Origin of the sequence: Rhodococcus sp. M8, from assembly GCF_015654185.1 — a bacterium.
GTDB lineage: Bacteria > Actinomycetota > Actinomycetes > Mycobacteriales > Mycobacteriaceae > Rhodococcus > Rhodococcus aetherivorans.
Genome location: NZ_CP064065.1, coordinates 125,780 through 141,725 on the forward strand (window position 1 = coordinate 125,780; position 15,946 = coordinate 141,725).

The window sequence follows — 15,946 nt, forward strand, 5'->3', positions numbered from 1 at the left end:
GATGCCGATAGTGACTTTCGTCCGGGTTGTGAGTCCGTCAGGCGGCCGAGGTGGCGGCTTCCGTCCGTCGTCCGAGCCGCTGCAGGGGGCAGCGGTCGCTGCGGCTGCAGGCGTAGGTGGTGCCGGCGGCGAGGAGGGTGAGTGCCGCCGCGGTGATGCCGACGAGGGGGTGGATCTCCTGGGCGAGGATGACCGAGGACATGATCAGGACGAACCAGCCGAAGCCCTTGCGCAGCGCGTCCGGGTCGACCATGGCGGTCAGGCGGCCGCCGATGAGGCTGCCGACGACGGCGGCGCCGGTGACCATTGCCGCCAGGCGCCAGTCGATCTGCACCGTGGACAGGTAGCCGCCGAGGCCGGCGAACGACTTCATGGCGATCACGATCAGCGAGGTGCCGACGGCGATGGGCATGGGCAGTCCGCCGAGCAGGGCCAGGGCCGGCACGACCAGGAAGCCGCCCCCGGCGCCGACGAGGCCGGTGACCAGGCCGACGACCACGCCGTCGAGGAGGATCTTGCCGACCGGCATGGAGTGGGTGCCGTCCGGGCCCGTGGTCTTGTTCTTGCGGCCGCGGAGCATGGCGATGGCGGTGGCGATCATCATCGCGGCGAAGGCGAGCAGCAGGATGCTGCCGGGGATGAAACGCGAGAGCAGGCCGCCGGCGTAGGCACCGGCCATGCCGGCCAGGCCGAACAGGATGCCGGTGCGCCACTGGACGCGGCCTGCCCGCGCGTGGGAGATCGCGCCGACCGCGCTGGTGACGCCGACGACGAGCAGCGAGGTGGCGATGGCTTCCTTGGCATCCATGCCCGCGACGTACGCCAGCAGCGGGACGGTGAGGATCGAACCTCCGCCGCCGAGCAATCCGAGGGTGACGCCGACGAGGACCGCCAGCGCAACGGTCAGCGCGATCATGATCAGTTCCTTTCGGCCGTAGCGGTCTTCGAGTCGACCAGCTGGGCGACGATGGTCTGCGGATCACACGAGGCGCCGCGGTTGTAGGGCAGCTTGGAGAGCACCATGCCCATCGCGCAGGTGTTGGAGAGCGCGGCGAAGCTCAGGCCGCCGCCGACGCCGGCGGCGAGCCACTTGAGCTTGGGTACCGCGATGCTGCCGAGGACGGAGGTCAGCACGATGGAGCCGGCGACGAGGCGGACCTGGCGTTCGAGGTCCCAGCGCTCGGTGCCGCGGTTGACGGTGAAGCCCTTGGCTTCCCAGCCCATCATGCCGCCCTCGAGGATGTGCACGTTGAACAGCCCGGCGGTGCGGAGAGTCTCCTCGGCCTGGGTGGCGCGCTGGCCCGACCGGCACACGAGGACGACGTTCTCGTCGAGGTGGGCGAGGAACTCGTCGCGGTGCTCGCGCAGCAGGTCCAGGGGGACGTTGTAGGCGCCGGGAATGTGCACGGACTCGAACTCGCCGGGCGTGCGGACGTCCACGACGCGGACGTTCTTGCCGGAGTCGAGGAGCTCGCGCAGGGCGGTGGGATCGAGGGTGGCGGGACTCGGCTCGGTCATGGGGGCCTTTCGGATCGGTGGTCGTGATCGCGGGGTGTGCGATCGGGCTTCGTGCATAAACCCCGGGGGGTATGCCCGCAGCAATGATAAGCATACGGGAGGGGGTATGTGCAAGGCGTGCCGGCGGGGTCGTGGCGGCGGTGCGACGTGCTTCCCCGGTATACCCCAGGGGGTACTTGACATACCCATGGGGGTATATGTCAGGATGGGTCAACGCAGAACGCCACCGGTCTTGGTGACCGAGGAGAGGGAGATCCGAATGATTCTCGAGCAGTACTACATCGAGTGCCTGTCGCACGCGTCGTACCTGATCGGTGACGAGGGCACCGGCCGGGCGGTGGTGGTCGATCCGCGCCGCGATGTCACCGAGTACCTCGACGACGCCGCGCGGCACGGGCTGCGCATCGAGGGTGTGATCAACACGCATTTCCACGCGGATTTCGTCTCCGGGCATCTGGAGCTGCTCGAGGCGACCGGGGCGTGGATCGGGTTCGGGGAGGCCGCCGAGGCGGACTACCCGATCCGGCGGCTGCGCGACGGCGAGCACCTGTCCCTCGGGGAGGTGGACCTCGAGATCCTGGCCACCCCGGGGCACACCTGGGAGTCGATCTCGGTGCTGGTGCGCGAGCATCCGGGGGCGACCCCGGCCGCGGTGCTGACCGGGGATTCGTTGTTCATCGGTGATGTGGGCCGTCCGGACCTGGTGAATCTGGGGGATTCGTCGACCGAGGATCTGGCGCGGGCGATGTACCACACGGTGCACGAGAAGCTGCTGACCCTGCCCGATGCGGTCACGGTGCTGCCCGCGCACGGTGCCGGCTCGTCGTGCGGGAAGAACCTGTCGACGGAGCTGACCTCGACGATCGGGGAGCAGCGGGTGAGCAATCCGTCGGTGCAGCCGATGAGCGAGGAGGCGTTCGTGGCGTTGGTCACCGAGGGGCAGCCGGCCGCGCCGGCCTACTTCTCGGTCGATGCCGGGTTGAACAAGAGCGTGCATCCGCTGCTCGATCGGGGGCGCACCATCCCGGAGCTGAGCCCGGCGCGGGTGCGGGCGGAGCTGGCCGCCGGGACCCGGGTGCTCGATGCGCGCGGTGTGGACGACTTCGCGGCGGGGCATCTGCGCGGGTCGGTCAACGTCGGGTTCGACGGCCGGTTCGCCGAGACCGGCGGGATGGTCGCCGAGGTGGGGGAGAAGATCGTGTTGATCACCTATCCGGGGGAGGAGCAGGACGCGGCGGTGCGGCTGGCCCGGATCGGGTCGGACAACGCGGCCGGTTATCTCACCGTCGATCACGACGGGGTGTTCCCGGCGGAGCTGGCGGATCTGGTGCAGACCGCGCCGCGGACCACCGTCGCGCAGCTCGACGAGTTGCTCGCCGCCGATGCGGTGACGCTGGTCGACATCCGTAATCCCGGTGAACGGGAGTTCGGGGTGATTCCGGGGGCGGTGCCGATCCCGTTGGCGCAGCTGCGGACCCGGCTCGGGCAGGTGCCGACCGGCAAGCCGATCGTGGTGCACTGCGCCGGTGGGTGGCGTTCGAGTGTGGCCGCGTCGCTGCTGCGGGCGCAGGGCTTCGACAACGTCTCGGACCTGCTCGGCGGTTACAACGCCTGGGCCGAGGCCCACGTCCCCGCCTGACCGGCACCCGAGGAGAACGAAAGGAACCCCCGATGGCAACGACGAATCTCACCCTCGCGGACTTCGAGTCCACGATCACCGACAACGACATCGTCCTGGTCGACTTCTGGGCCTCGTGGTGCGGTCCGTGCCGGGCGTTCGCCCCCGTGTTCGACAAGTCCTCGGCCGCGCACCCGGACGTCGTGCACGCCAAGGTCGACACCGAGGCCGAGCAGCAGCTCGCCGCCATGGCCGACATCCGCTCGATCCCCACGATCATGGCGTTCCGCGAGGGCGTGCTGGTCTACGCCCAGCCCGGCGCCCTGCCCGCGGCCGCCCTCGAAGACCTCATCGGGCAGATCAAGGCCCTGAACATGGCCGAGGTCCACGCCCAGGTCGCCGAACACAAGGCCGCCGCCGGCGCCTGACCCGCCACCCCCGTTACCCGTCCCGAGGAGGACCCCTATGTGTTACCCCGTCACCTGCCCGAACTGCGGAAAGACCGGCTGGGGCGGCTGCGGCCAGCACGTCGACGCCGTCATGCGCTCCGTGCCCGCACCCGACCGCTGCACCTGCGGCCAGGACACCGCCGCGGGGGCGCAGGCACGCACCCTCGGCGCGCTCTTCCGCCGCTGACCGCACCTCGAGGAGACTGCGCCTCCACCGCACTCTCCGCCGCGGCAACACCCCGCCCTGCTCGAGCAGGGCGGGGTGTTCGCGTAGCAGGCCGAGGGCCAATTACCCTTCCGCGGTCGGCCGACCGGTGAAAAACTCGTAAACGCCCACTCGAGAAGGGACGGCCACGGTGAACAGAGCGATGGGGCCGGTGGACACCATCTGGCTCAACATGGACCGACCCGAGAACCTCATGATCATCGACTCGCTGATGTTCTTCGAGGGCCCCGTCGACTGGTCGCGCGTGGTGTCCCTCGTGCAGCGACGATTCGTCGACACCTACCCGTCGTTCCGGCAGCGGCCGGTGCAACCGCGCACGCATGTCGGGTCGCCGCATTGGGAGGACGACCCGGAGTTCGACCTCGACGACCACCTGATCCGGACGACCCTGCCCCGCAGCGACGACGCGACGCTGCAGCGGTACATCGAACGGCGGATGCCGGTGCCGTTCGATCGTCGCCGCCCGCTGTGGGAGATGCACCTCATCGACGGATACCGGCACGGAGCCGTGATCTACACCCGGCTCCACCACTGCATCGGTGACGGCATCGCCCTCAACCAGGTGATGCTCTCGATGACGGGGGAGACCCCGGACAGCGACCTCGACGACGCCCCGACCGCCGTGCCCGAGCACCATGCCGGTCTCCTCGAGGGGGCCGCCAAGTTCGCGGGGGCCGCGGTGTCGAACACCGCCAGTGCGGCGTCCGGCGCTGCGCACATGCTGCTCGACCTGCCCAAGCTGCTCGATCCGCATGTCCTCGGCGACGCCTTCACCCAGGCCGAACGCACCGGCGAGATCGCGAACAAGCTCGTGCTCGGCCCCAAACCGCACACTCCGCTCAGTGGCGAACCAGGAACGGCCAAACGGGCGGTGTGGTGTGAGCCCTTTCCGCTCGACGACATCAAGCACATCGGTCACCGGACCGGCACCACCGTCAACGACGTGCTCATGGGAGCCGTCGCCGGGGCGCTCGCGACGTACATCCGCGAGCACGGCGGCGAGCCGCAGGACGTGCCCACGATGGTGCCGGTCAACGTTCGCCCCCTCGACAAGCCCCTGCCGAAGGAACTCGGGAATCAGTTCGCTCTGGTGCTCTTCAAGTACCCGTCGGCACTGGAGACCCCGCTCGAACGCATCGTCGAGACCCACCGGCGGATGGAGGTCATCAAGGACTCTCCCGAGGTGACGCTCACGTTCGGCCTGATCAAGGCGATCGGACGGACCGGTCCGGAGCTGGAACGGTTCTTCGTGGACTTCTTCTCCGGCAAGGCGATCGGGGTGACCACCAATGTTCCCGGTCCCACGAGCGACCGGTACATGGCGGGGGCGAAGATCCGCGGTGTGCTCGCCTGGGTGCCGGGCGCCGGCGATCAGACCCTCGGCGTCTCGATCTTCAGCTACAGCGGCAAGGTCCGGGTGGGGTTCAAGGCGGACGCGGACCGGGTGCCCGATCCCGAGAATCTCGTCCGCGCCTTCACCGAGGAGATCGACGGGCTGCTCCGCCTCTCGCACGCCGTGTGACGGCGACGTGAATCCGCCGATTCGGTGTCCGTGCCGGGTGTGGATGTCTACCGTCGGCTCATGAGCGAGCACGGGCACTACCAGGAAGTCCTGAACGCACTGAATCCGCAGCACCGGGCGCTGCGCGCGGCGATTCCCGAGGTGTATCAGGGTTTCAATGCCCTCAGCAAGGCCGCCTTCGCCCCCGGGGCCCTGGATACCAGGACCAAGGAACTGATCGCGCTCGCGATCGGCGTCGTCGACGAATGCGACGGCTGCATCGCCTCCCATGCTCGCAGCGCCGTCCGGGCCGGGGCGAGCAGGCAGGAGGCCGCCGAGGCGATCGGGGTCGCATTTCTGATGCAGGGCGGCCCGGCGACGATCTACGGGTCGCGGGCTTACACCGCGTTCTGCGAATTCGCCGACGCGGAGGAACAGCGGGACCGGTGACGGTCCGGTGGAGGGGATGACGGGAATCGAACCCGCGTAGCCAGTTTGGAAGACTGGGGCTCTACCATTGAGCTACATCCCCATGCATGCGATCGACCCGGGATCGCCGGGTCTGCCGCGTGCAGGAACAGACTGTACCGAACCTCGCTTTGGATTTCATAATCGGGGGGCCGTAGGATTCTCCCTCGGGTCCCCGGAAGGTTCCGGGTGCCGGTGTTGACGGGATGTGGCGCAGCTTGGTAGCGCATCCGCTTTGGGAGCGGAGGGTCGCAGGTTCAAATCCTGTCATCCCGACCAGGAAGAACCGGGTGGACGACCGAGCACCCGGTGACAGCTTGATCGAACGACCAACGAGCACGACAGAAGGAGCATGTCCGTGAAGAGCACCGTCGAGCAGCTCAGCCCGACGCGAGTCCGTATCAACGTTGAGGTGCCCTTCGAGGAGCTCCAGCCTGATTTCGACCGCGCGTTCAAGGCCCTCGCCAGCCAGATCCGCCTTCCCGGCTTCCGGCCCGGCAAGGCCCCGCGCAAGCTGCTCGAGGCCCGCGTCGGACGTGGCGCCGTGCTCGAGCAGGTCGTCAACGACGCCATCCCGGCCCGCTACAGCGAGGCCGTGACCGCCAACGAGGTCAAGGTCATCGGCCAGCCCGAGGTCGACATCACCAAGCTCGAGGACAACGTCGAGCTCGTCTTCACCGCCGAGGTCGACGTCCGGCCGGAGATCACCCTCCCCGACTTCTCCGCCATCGCGGTCACCGTCGATCCCGTCGAGGTCACCGACGAGGCGGTCGAGGAGCAGCTGCTGTCGCTGCGTCAGCGCTTCGGCACCCTCACCGGTGTCGAGCGGCCGGTGCAGGACGGCGACTTCGTGTCCATCGACCTGTCCGCCACCGTCGGCGGCGAGGAGGTCCCCGAGGCCTCCACCACCGGTCTGTCCCACGAGGTCGGTTCGGGCCAGCTCATCGACGGCCTCGACGAGGCGCTCGTCGGCCTGTCCGCGGGCGAGTCGAAGGAGTTCACCACCACGCTCGTCGCCGGTGAGCATGCCGGCGAGGAGGCCGTGGTCACCGTCACGGTGAACAGCGTCAAGGAGCGCGAGCTGCCCGCCGAGGACGACGAATTCGCGCAGCTCGCGAGCGAGTTCGACACCCTCGAGGAGCTCAAGGCCGACCTGCGCGAGCGGGTCTCCCGCGTCAAGAAGGTCGAGCAGGCCGGTCAGATCCGCGACAAGGTTCTCGACGCCCTGCTCGAGGCAGTGGAGGTGCCGCTGCCCGAGGCCGTCGTCCAGGCCGAGATCGACGGCGCCCTGCACGATGCCATCCACGCGCTCGACCACGACGAGACCAAGCTCAACCAGCTTCTCGAGGAGCAGGGCTCGAGCCGCGAGGAATTCGACAACGACACCCGCGAGTCGGCCGAGCGCGCCGTGAAGGTGCAGCTGCTGCTCGACGCGATCGCCGAGGCCGAGGGCACCACCGTCGAGCAGGAGGAGCTCACCGAGCGCATCTTCTTCCAGGCGCAGCGCTACGGCATCCCGCCGGAGCAGTTCATCCAGCAGATCGGCCAGGCGAACCAGCTCGGTGCCGTCTACGCGGACGTCCGGCGCGGCAAGGCCCTCGGCAACGTCGTGGACCGGGCCACGGTCACCGACACCAGTGGCGCCACGATCGACACCTCCGAGCTGTTCGGCACGAAGGGCGACGCCGAGTCCGAGGACGCCGAGGCTCCGGCCGGCGAGGGCGACTCCGAGTAGTAGAGCGAGACCCGTTGCGGCGCCGCGCGATTGCATGTGCGACGTCGCAACGGTTCTGCGCAGGGAACGCAGAGCGGAAATTTCCGCTTTGAGCGAAGTGGGGCGGCACCGGGCATCCGGTGCCGCCCCACTTCGTTACTGTCAGTGTCAGCAATCCACGATTGACGAGAAGGCAGGTACCGTGACTCCTCAGAATCCGGCGACATCCATCGGTCCCACGATGACCTCGGCCACCGCTGGGCTCAACCTCAGCGACTCGGTCTACGAGCGGCTGCTGCGCGAGCGGATCATCTTCCTCGGTACCCAGGTCGACGACGACATCGCGAACAAGCTCTGCGCGCAGATCCTGCTGCTGTCCGCGGAGGACCCGACGCGCGACATCTCCCTCTACATCAACTCCCCGGGTGGATCCGTCACCGCCGGCATGGCGATCTACGACACCATGAAGTTCGTCGAGTGCGACGTGGCGACCTTCGCGATGGGCCTGGCCGCCTCCATGGGGCAGTTCCTGCTCTCGGCCGGCACGCGGGGCAAGCGGTACGCCCTGCCGCACGCGCGGATCATGATGCACCAGCCGTCCGCCGGTATCGGCGGCACGGCCAGCGACATCGCGATCATGGCGGAACAGTTCGCGCACACCAAGCGGGAGATGGCGGAACTGATCGCCGAGCACACCGGCCAGACCGTCGAGCAGATCACGAAGGACTCGGACCGCGACCGCTGGTTCACCGCCAAGGAAGCACTCGAGTACGGCTTCGTCGACCATGTCGTCTCGCGGGCGCAGCAGGCCGGCGGCACCGGCAACTAGTTCCGAGCCCTCCGATCCGCTCTACGCCCCACGAATTCCTGGAGAAGCGATGACCAACCTGTTCGATCCGCGCCAGCTCGGCGGCCAAGCTCCGGCTTCCCCCGCGAGCCGCTACATCCTGCCCTCGTTCATCGAGCACTCGAGCTACGGGGTCAAGGAGTCCAACCCGTACAACAAGCTGTTCGAGGAACGCATCATCTTCCTCGGCGTGCAAGTGGACGACGCCTCGGCCAACGACGTCATGGCGCAGCTACTGGTGCTCGAGTCGCTGGACCCGGACCGCGACATCACGATGTACATCAACTCGCCCGGCGGCTCGTTCACGTCGCTGATGGCGATCTACGACACCATGCAGTACGTGCGTGCCGACATCACGACCGTGTGCCTCGGCCAGGCCGCCTCGGCCGCGGCGGTGCTGCTCGCCGCCGGTACCCCCGGCAAGCGGCTCGCCCTGCCCAACGCGCGCGTGCTCATCCACCAGCCCGCCACCGGCGGCATCCAGGGCCAGGTGTCCGACCTCGAGATCCAGGCCGCGGAGATCGAGCGCATGCGCCGCCTGATGGAGACGACCCTGGCCAAGCACACCGGCAAGGACCCCGAGCAGATCCGCAAGGACACCGACCGCGACAAGATCCTCACCGCCGCGGAGGCCGTCGACTACGGTCTGATCGACAACGTGCTCGAGTACCGCAAGCTCTCGGCTCAGAAGTAACCGCCTCGGCCCGGCCCGGAGCGCGCCTCGCGCGCCTTCGCGGCCGGGCCGGTGTGCTCGAGCGGCATTACCGCCGCCCCGCACAAAATATGGCCCGAATCGCCCGGAACCGGTCGACCGCCGTCGCAGTCTCCGGGTACGGTCGTTCCAAGGGCCCGCTCCCCGGACCGGCGCTGTCGGCGGTCGCGGGATCGGTTGCACGCTTACGAGGAAGTAGGGACCTGACAGATGGCACGTATCGGTGACGGGGGCGACCTGTTGAAATGCTCTTTCTGCGGAAAGAGCCAGAAGCAGGTCAAGAAGCTCATTGCGGGCCCAGGGGTCTACATCTGCGACGAGTGCATCGACCTGTGCAACGAGATCATCGAGGAAGAACTGGCCGAGTCCAACGAGGTCAAGCTCGACGAGTTGCCCAAGCCGGCCGAGATCCGCGAGTTCCTCGACAACTACGTCATCGGGCAGGACTCCGCGAAGCGGACCCTGGCGGTGGCGGTCTACAACCACTACAAGCGGATCCAGGCGGGGGAGAAGGCCCGCGACACCCGGGGTGAGTCGGTCGAGCTGGCCAAGTCGAACATCCTGCTGCTCGGGCCCACCGGCTGCGGGAAGACGTACCTGGCGCAGACGCTGGCGAAGATGCTGAACGTGCCGTTCGCGATCGCCGACGCCACCGCCCTGACCGAGGCCGGCTACGTCGGTGAGGACGTCGAGAACATCCTCCTCAAGCTCATCCAGGCGGCCGACTACGACGTCAAGCGCGCCGAGACCGGGATCATCTACATCGACGAGGTCGACAAGATCGCCCGCAAGAGCGAGAACCCGTCGATCACCCGCGACGTGTCCGGTGAGGGCGTCCAGCAGGCGCTGCTGAAGATCCTCGAGGGCACCCAGGCGTCGGTGCCGCCGCAGGGCGGACGCAAGCATCCGCACCAGGAATTCATCCAGATCGACACCACCAACGTGCTGTTCATCGTCGCCGGTGCGTTCGCCGGGCTCGAGAGGATCGTCTCGGACCGGGTCGGCAAGCGCGGAATCGGCTTCGGCGCCGAGGTGAAGTCCAAGGCCGAGATCGACACCACCGACCACTTCGCCGAGGTCATGCCCGAGGATCTGATCAAGTTCGGTCTCATTCCCGAGTTCATCGGCCGCCTGCCGGTCGTCGCCTCGGTGACGAACCTGGACAAGGATTCGCTGGTACAGATCCTGTCGGAGCCGAAGAACGCGCTCGTCAAGCAGTACGTCCGGCTCTTCGAGATGGACGGGGTGGAGCTGGAGTTCACCCAGGACGGGCTGGAAGCTGTCGCCGATCAGGCGATCCTGCGTGGTACCGGTGCCCGCGGCCTGCGCGCCATCATGGAAGAGGTCCTGCTGCCGGTGATGTACGACATCCCGAGCCGCGACGACGTCGCCAAGGTGGTCGTCACCGCCGAAACCGTCAACGACAACGTGCTGCCGACTATCGTGCCGCGCAAACCCGAACGGGAGCGTCGCGACAAGACCGCCTGATCCAACCGCGTGAAAGGCCCCGGCATCCGTGCCGGGGCCTTCGCCGTAGGTGGGGTGCTTCCGCCGGAGCCTGCGACGCCGCGGTGGCCGCGACGCCACAGTGCCCGCGACGCCGCAGTGGCCGCGACGCCGCAGTGCCCGCGACGCCGCAGTGGCCGAATGTCACATCACGTCACTCGAAGCGACGTGGTGTGACATTCGGCCACGTAAGCGGAGGTCAGATGCGGTTGCCGAGTTCGCGCAGCGGGGTGCGGAAGGTTTCCTTCGCCGACAGGGCGGACACGGCGCACACCAGGCAGGCGCCGGACGTCAGGAGGGCGACGGGCAACCAGTTCGTCGGATCGCCGCCCATGAGCGCGGTGCCGATGGCGGGGGCGAAGCCGGCGATGGCGAAGCCGAGCTGGGTGCCGATCGCCATGCCGGAGTAGCGGACCTTGGTGTTGAACATCTCGGCGTAGAACGCCGGCCAGATCGCGTTGGGCGCGGCGTAGAGCAGGCCCATCAGGGCGATGCCGGCGGCGAAGATCAGCGCGACGTTGCCCGTGGAGATGGCCTGGAAGTACACGAAGATGAACACCGCCGAGCCGAGGACGCCGGTGACGAAGACGGGCTTACGGCCGACGCGATCCGACAAGGCGGCGAGGGCGGGCTGGCTGAACAAGGCGACGGCGTTGGCGGCGATCGCGACCCCCAGCATCGTCGACTTGGCGATGCCCACCTCGGCGCTGGTCGCGAACGCCAGGCCGAACACGGAGAAGATGGTGCTCACGACGGCGACGAAGGCGCAGAAGATCACCCGGGTCAGGTTGGCCGGATGGGTGCGCAGCAGGTCGGCGACCGGCAGCTTGGCGACCTCGTGGGACTTCTTGGTCTCCGCGAACTCCTCGGGCTCCTCGAGCTTGAGCCGCATGACGTACGCGGCGGCCAGCACGAACAGGCTGCCCCAGAACGGTACGCGCCAGCCCCAGCTGTAGAGGATGTCGTCGGGCATGGCCGCGACGGGCAGGAACACCAGGCTGGCGAGGATGAAGCCGGCCTGGGTGCCGTTGAGCGTCCAGCTCGCGAAGAATGCTCGCCGGTTCTGCGGGGCGTGCTCGAGAGTCAGCGAGCTGGCGCCGGACTGCTCGCCGGCGGCGGAGATGCCCTGGAAGATTCGCATCAACACGAGCAGCGCGGGGGCGAGTACGCCGATCGACTCGGCGCTGGGGATCAGGCCGATGCCGAAGGTGGCGACGCCCATGAGGATGAGCGTGAACAGCATGACGTTCTTGCGTCCGACCCGGTCACCGAAGTGGCCGAGCACCACGGCGCCGAGCGGCCGCGCGACGTAGGCGACACCGAAGGTCGACAGGGACAGCAGCGCCGCGTGGCCGCTGTCGGAAAAGAACACGGTCGGGAAGATCAGGGCGGCGGCGGATGCGTAGATGTAGAAGTCGTAGTACTCGAGCATGCTGCCGAGGAAGGCCGACGACGCTGCGCGCTTGACCTTGGTGGTGTCGTGCGGGCGGGTTTCGGTCGTCATACCGGAATTCTCCGGCGTGTCGAGGGTGTGCGCGGTCATCGCGTCTCCTGTGCGGAAAAGGGGAGGGGATGTTCGAGATACGAACCCGGGTTCGTACTGCGTTGTCTCGAATGTAGGCGCCATCACACGGTGAACGCAAGATGTATGAACTAGATAGTTCATAAAATTTCGGAACGCGTCTCCGTGCGCATTCCCCCGAGGTCCATCAGTCGGGCAGGGTCGTCAGGAACGCGACGAGGAGGTCGCCCAGCATCCTCCGATGCCTGGTTCGCAGCTCGTCCGCGGCGAGGTCCTGGTCGAACAGGGCCTGCCAGGTGTACCGGTTGGCGGTGCGGAAGACGCAGAAACTGCTGATCACCAGGTGGACGTCGAGGGCGTCGACGTCGTCGCGGAAGAGGCCGTCGGCCCGGCCGCGTTCGAGGATGCCGGTGAGCACGTCGACGGCGGGGGCGCCCAGGCCGGCGAGATGGGGAGACTGCCGGATGTGCTCGCCCCGGAGCATGTTCTCGTTGGCGACGATGCGGATGAAGTCGGGATGCTGGTCGTGGTGGTCGAACGTGGCCTCGGCCAGCACGCGGATGGCGTCGACGGGGCCGAGGTCTTCGAGGTCCAGCTCGCGCTCCTGGGCGCGGATCGTCCCGTAGGAGCTCTCGAGGACGGCCCGGTAGAGGCCCTCCTTGTCGCCGAAGTAGTAGTAGATCATCCGCTTGGTGGTCTGCGTGCGCTCGGCGATCTCGTCGACCCGGGCTCCCGACAGTCCCTTGTCCGCGAACTCCGCGGTGGCCACCTCGAGGATGTTCTCCCTGGTGAGGTCGCTGTTGCGGCGTCGTCGGCCGGTCGTCTGCTCGGGTGCCATGGCGCCACCCTATCGACCGGGGTCTTGTCTCCGTGCCGCCCGTGGCCGTACGCTATGGCTTGTAACTCACTAGTTCGTACATTGTGACGTGAAAGGCCCGCCATGACCGACTCGATTCTCTGCGGCCTCATCGGAACCGGCATCGGTGCCTCGCTGACACCCCCGATGCACGAGGAGGAGGGCGCGCGGCAGGGCCTGCGCTACGTCTACAAGATCATCGACCTCGACGAGCTGGGCCTCTCGGTCGTCGACCTGCCGCGGCTGCTGCGCACCGCGCGCGAGCTGGGCTTCCGGGGTCTGAACATCACCCATCCCTGCAAGCAGGCCGTCCTCGACCACCTCGACGACCTGTCGCCCGAGGCGAGCCGCCTCGGCGCCGTCAACACCGTGCTGTTCGACGGCGGGCGCGCGATCGGTCACAACACCGACTGGTCGGGCTTCGGCCGCAACTTCGACCGCGGACTCCCCGGCGTCGCGCTCGACGCGGTCGTCCAGCTCGGAGCCGGTGGGGCCGGGGCGGCGGTCGCGTACGCCGCGCTCACCCGCGGGGTGCGCGCGTTCACCGTCGTCGATCCCGACCTCGCGCGCGCCACCGCGCTGCGCGACACGCTCACCGTGCTGTTCCCGGACGTTGCCGTCTCGTCCGCGACGCCGGCCGAGCTGCCGCGGCTGCTGGCCGCCGCGGACGGCCTGATCCACGCGACGCCCGTCGGCATGGCCGCACATCCCGGAACGGCCTTCGACCCGGCACTGCTGCGCCCCGACCTGTGGGTCGCCGAGGTCGTCTACCGGCCCATCGAGACCGAACTCGTCCTGCGTGCCCGCGCACTCGGCGCCCCGACCCTCACCGGCGCGGGCATGGCCGTCTTCCAGGCCGTCGACGCATTCCGCATCTTCACCGAGGTGGAGCCCGACGCCGACCGCATGCTTGCCCACATGACGGCCCTGATCGAGGCGGAGCGGGTGCCGGCCTGATCTGTCCGTGGGGACGACGGCGCCGCCTCACCGCGGTCGGGACGACGGCGCCGAGTCACCGCGGTCGGGACGACGGCGCCGAGTCACCGCGGTCGGGACGACGGCGCCGAGTCACCGCGGTCGGGACGACGGCGCCGTGTCACCGCGGTCGGGACGACGGCGCCGAATTACCGCCCGGCACGCGCAACATTGCGCAAGCGAGCTCGACGATCTCCGACTCGAAGGTGGACAGGTCGGTCGCGTCCCCGGCCTCGTGGGCGCGCTCCCACGAGGCGAACGAGCCGATGACGAAGCGCACCGTCAGCCCCACGCGCCGACGGGCGCCGGCTTCGGGGAGGTCGAGACACTGCGCGATCGTCTCCAGGAGGGAGGCGAGGACGGTGAGCGACTCGTCGGACGGGTAGTAGTCGGCCTGGACGGCCCCCGGCTGGGGGGCCGCCAGGAACACCAGGGGGGCGGTGGCGAGCCACTGCTCGTTGAAGCGAGCCCAGTAGCTGGGCCTTCCGCGGGCGATCTCGGTGACGAGCGGATGGACGTAGGCATAGACGAGCCGTTCGAGTGCCGGGGAGCCGTCGAGGTGGGCTGCGTCCGTCAGTGCCGCCCGCTGGGCGTTGACGCGCGGCGCGTGCCGGCTCCAGACCGCGTCGAGCAGTCCGTGCCACGAGCCGAAGTGATAGGCGATCGCCGAATTGTTGCGCTGACCGGCGGCTGTGACCACCTCGCGCGCCGAGACGCCGTGGATGCCGCGACGGGCGACGAGTTCCTCCGCGGCATCCAGCAGAGCGAGACGACCTGTTGACACTGCCATGCGTCCACTGTACTAAGAAGTTCGACTTTCCAATTAATAAGAACTTCTTAACGGAGGATTCCATGGGTCATCTCTCCTCCCGGAGCGTCCTCGTGGCGCTCGCGGTCACCTCGGTGCTGGCCGCCACGGCCTGCGCGGATTCCGAACCGGCCCCCGCTGCCGAGCGTTCCCCCGGCGCGCTGATCAGCACCCGGCCGCTGACGAGCGCGGCGGCGCTGCCCAGCGCGGCGCGCACGGAACTGATCACCTACCTCTCGGAGGACGCCACGGGACGCCCGATCCTCGTGTCGGGCACCGTCGCGATCCCGCGCGGCGACGCCCCCGGCGGAGGATGGCCGGTGATCAGCTGGGCGCACGGCACGACGGGTGTCGGAGATGCCTGCGCGCCCTCGGCCGACACGGTCGGGGGACCCGCCCACAGCTACCTCTCGCGGACCACCGCGATGCTCGATCGGTGGGTCGCCGACGGCTACGCCGTGGTCCAGACCGACTACGAGGGCCTCGGAACGCCGGGCGGACATCCCTACATGAACGGCGACAGCGCCGCGAACACGGTCGTCGACATCGTGCGTGCCGCACGCGAGGCCGAGCCCGGCATCGGAAACCGGTGGACGGTGATGGGGCACAGCCAGGGCGGGCATGCGGCCCTGTTCACCGCTGCCCAGGGCGCGGAGCGCGCCCCTGAACTGGAACTGCAGGGCGCGGTAGCGTTCGCGCCGGGAAGCCGGACGAGCGAGACCGCCGCCTACTTCGCAACCGGGGGCCCGGGGATCGCGCAGGCCCTGACCTTCCTGCCCGTCCTGTTGCTCGGCGCCGAGGCCGCCGACCCCGAGGTGCCCGCCGACGCGATGCTCACGGACGCGTCCCGTCCGCTGCTCGCGGCGGCGCGCACCGGGTGCATGGACGACGTGCGCAAGATGGCCGCGACCGTTCCCGTGGACCAGGTGTTCGCGCCCGGTGCGGACGTCGGGCGCCTGACCGAGTACTTCGCCACGCAGGAACTCGAGCAGCTCGCCCTCTCGGTGCCGACCCTCGTCGTGCAGGGCACCGCGGACGTGCTCGTGGCCCGGCAGGTCACCGACGAGGTGACGAAGACCCTGTGCGGCAACGGTTCCCCCCTTGCCTACCGGGTCTACGACGGTGCCGACCACCGCGGCGTGCTCGAGGCCTCCCACGACGATGTGCGGGCCTTCGTCGACGGGGTCCGCTCGGGCGACGCGCCCGAACAGGACTGCAGCTGAGCC

General features: G+C 68.7%; 16 protein-coding genes and 2 tRNA genes. 12 read left to right on the plus strand and 6 right to left on the minus strand.

The window, feature by feature from the left end; all coding sequences use genetic code 11:
• Nucleotides 1-37: 37 nt before the first annotated feature.
• Both ISO16_RS00560 and ISO16_RS00565 read right to left on the minus strand, forming a co-directional pair.
• Entirely contained in the window at nucleotides 38-916 is an 879-nt protein-coding gene (locus tag ISO16_RS00560) for a sulfite exporter TauE/SafE family protein (RefSeq protein ID WP_006930561.1), read from the minus strand.
• Nucleotides 917-918: 2 nt separating this feature from the next.
• Entirely contained in the window at nucleotides 919-1,518 is a 600-nt protein-coding gene (locus ISO16_RS00565) for a rhodanese-like domain-containing protein (RefSeq protein WP_006930562.1), read from the minus strand.
• 259 nt (nucleotides 1,519-1,777) lie between these two features.
• On the opposite strand from ISO16_RS00565, the gene ISO16_RS00570 reads away from it, so the two are divergent.
• The 5 genes from ISO16_RS00570 to ISO16_RS00590 all read left to right on the plus strand — a co-directional run bounded on the left by ISO16_RS00570 (nucleotide 1,778) and on the right by ISO16_RS00590 (nucleotide 5,762).
• A complete protein-coding gene (locus tag ISO16_RS00570; protein WP_006942079.1) occupies nucleotides 1,778-3,157 on the plus strand; it encodes an MBL fold metallo-hydrolase in 1,380 nt (459 codons plus the stop codon).
• 32 nt (nucleotides 3,158-3,189) lie between these two features.
• Nucleotides 3,190-3,564, plus strand: a complete 375-nt coding sequence (gene trxA / locus ISO16_RS00575; RefSeq protein ID WP_043796566.1) for a thioredoxin — start codon at nucleotides 3,190-3,192, stop codon at nucleotides 3,562-3,564.
• A 37-nt stretch (nucleotides 3,565-3,601) separates the two neighbouring features.
• Nucleotides 3,602-3,772 carry a hypothetical protein gene (locus ISO16_RS00580; RefSeq protein ID WP_170914070.1) on the plus strand — a complete coding sequence of 57 codons (171 nt, stop codon included), beginning with the start codon at nucleotides 3,602-3,604 and terminating at the stop codon, nucleotides 3,770-3,772.
• A gap of 169 nt (nucleotides 3,773-3,941) precedes the next feature.
• Nucleotides 3,942-5,333: a wax ester/triacylglycerol synthase family O-acyltransferase gene (locus tag ISO16_RS00585; protein ID WP_230304458.1), complete on the plus strand. Its 1,392-nt coding sequence runs from the start codon at nucleotides 3,942-3,944 to the stop codon at nucleotides 5,331-5,333.
• Nucleotides 5,334-5,393: 60 nt separating this feature from the next.
• A complete protein-coding gene (locus tag ISO16_RS00590; RefSeq protein ID WP_029543093.1) occupies nucleotides 5,394-5,762 on the plus strand; it encodes a carboxymuconolactone decarboxylase family protein in 369 nt (122 codons plus the stop codon).
• An 8-nt stretch (nucleotides 5,763-5,770) separates the two neighbouring features.
• On the opposite strand, the gene ISO16_RS00595 is transcribed toward ISO16_RS00590, so the two are convergent.
• Nucleotides 5,771-5,844, minus strand: a tRNA-Gly gene (locus tag ISO16_RS00595).
• Nucleotides 5,845-5,982: 138 nt separating this feature from the next.
• On the opposite strand from ISO16_RS00595, the gene ISO16_RS00600 reads away from it, so the two are divergent.
• The 5 genes from ISO16_RS00600 to clpX all read left to right on the plus strand — a co-directional run bounded on the left by ISO16_RS00600 (nucleotide 5,983) and on the right by clpX (nucleotide 10,541).
• Nucleotides 5,983-6,059, plus strand: a tRNA-Pro gene (locus ISO16_RS00600).
• 79 nt (nucleotides 6,060-6,138) lie between these two features.
• Nucleotides 6,139-7,515 (plus strand): trigger factor, encoded by a 1,377-nt coding sequence (gene tig / locus ISO16_RS00605; protein WP_072635098.1) that lies wholly within the window; start codon nucleotides 6,139-6,141, stop codon nucleotides 7,513-7,515.
• A gap of 181 nt (nucleotides 7,516-7,696) precedes the next feature.
• Complete coding sequence (locus ISO16_RS00610; RefSeq protein WP_003938127.1) at nucleotides 7,697-8,323, plus strand: ATP-dependent Clp protease proteolytic subunit; 627 nt, start codon at nucleotides 7,697-7,699, stop codon at nucleotides 8,321-8,323.
• Between the two features lie 49 nt (nucleotides 8,324-8,372).
• On the plus strand, nucleotides 8,373-9,035 hold the full coding sequence (locus ISO16_RS00615) for an ATP-dependent Clp protease proteolytic subunit (protein ID WP_006937299.1): 663 nt from the start codon (nucleotides 8,373-8,375) through the stop codon (nucleotides 9,033-9,035).
• A 228-nt stretch (nucleotides 9,036-9,263) separates the two neighbouring features.
• Nucleotides 9,264-10,541 carry an ATP-dependent Clp protease ATP-binding subunit ClpX gene (clpX, locus tag ISO16_RS00620; RefSeq protein WP_003938129.1) on the plus strand — a complete coding sequence of 426 codons (1,278 nt, stop codon included), beginning with the start codon at nucleotides 9,264-9,266 and terminating at the stop codon, nucleotides 10,539-10,541.
• A 217-nt stretch (nucleotides 10,542-10,758) separates the two neighbouring features.
• Here the strand turns inward: clpX and ISO16_RS00625 are convergent, their stop codons facing one another.
• Both ISO16_RS00625 and ISO16_RS00630 read right to left on the minus strand, forming a co-directional pair.
• On the minus strand, nucleotides 10,759-12,102 hold the full coding sequence (locus ISO16_RS00625; RefSeq protein WP_083662493.1) for an MFS transporter: 1,344 nt from the start codon (nucleotides 12,100-12,102) through the stop codon (nucleotides 10,759-10,761).
• A gap of 166 nt (nucleotides 12,103-12,268) precedes the next feature.
• Complete coding sequence (locus ISO16_RS00630; RefSeq protein WP_006937295.1) at nucleotides 12,269-12,919, minus strand: TetR family transcriptional regulator; 651 nt, start codon at nucleotides 12,917-12,919, stop codon at nucleotides 12,269-12,271.
• 102 nt (nucleotides 12,920-13,021) lie between these two features.
• Between ISO16_RS00630 and ISO16_RS00635 the strand changes: the two genes are divergently transcribed.
• Nucleotides 13,022-13,894, plus strand: coding sequence for a shikimate dehydrogenase (locus ISO16_RS00635; protein WP_072635028.1), 873 nt, complete (start codon nucleotides 13,022-13,024; stop codon nucleotides 13,892-13,894).
• 139 nt (nucleotides 13,895-14,033) lie between these two features.
• On the opposite strand, the gene ISO16_RS00640 is transcribed toward ISO16_RS00635, so the two are convergent.
• Nucleotides 14,034-14,702 carry a TetR/AcrR family transcriptional regulator gene (locus tag ISO16_RS00640; RefSeq protein ID WP_072635029.1) on the minus strand — a complete coding sequence of 223 codons (669 nt, stop codon included), beginning with the start codon at nucleotides 14,700-14,702 and terminating at the stop codon, nucleotides 14,034-14,036.
• 62 nt (nucleotides 14,703-14,764) lie between these two features.
• On the opposite strand from ISO16_RS00640, the gene ISO16_RS00645 reads away from it, so the two are divergent.
• The gene (locus tag ISO16_RS00645) at nucleotides 14,765-15,943 is read left to right on the plus strand and encodes a lipase family protein (protein ID WP_072635030.1); all 1,179 of its coding nucleotides are present in this window, start codon (nucleotides 14,765-14,767) and stop codon (nucleotides 15,941-15,943) included.
• The last annotated feature ends 3 nt before the right edge of the window (nucleotides 15,944-15,946 follow it).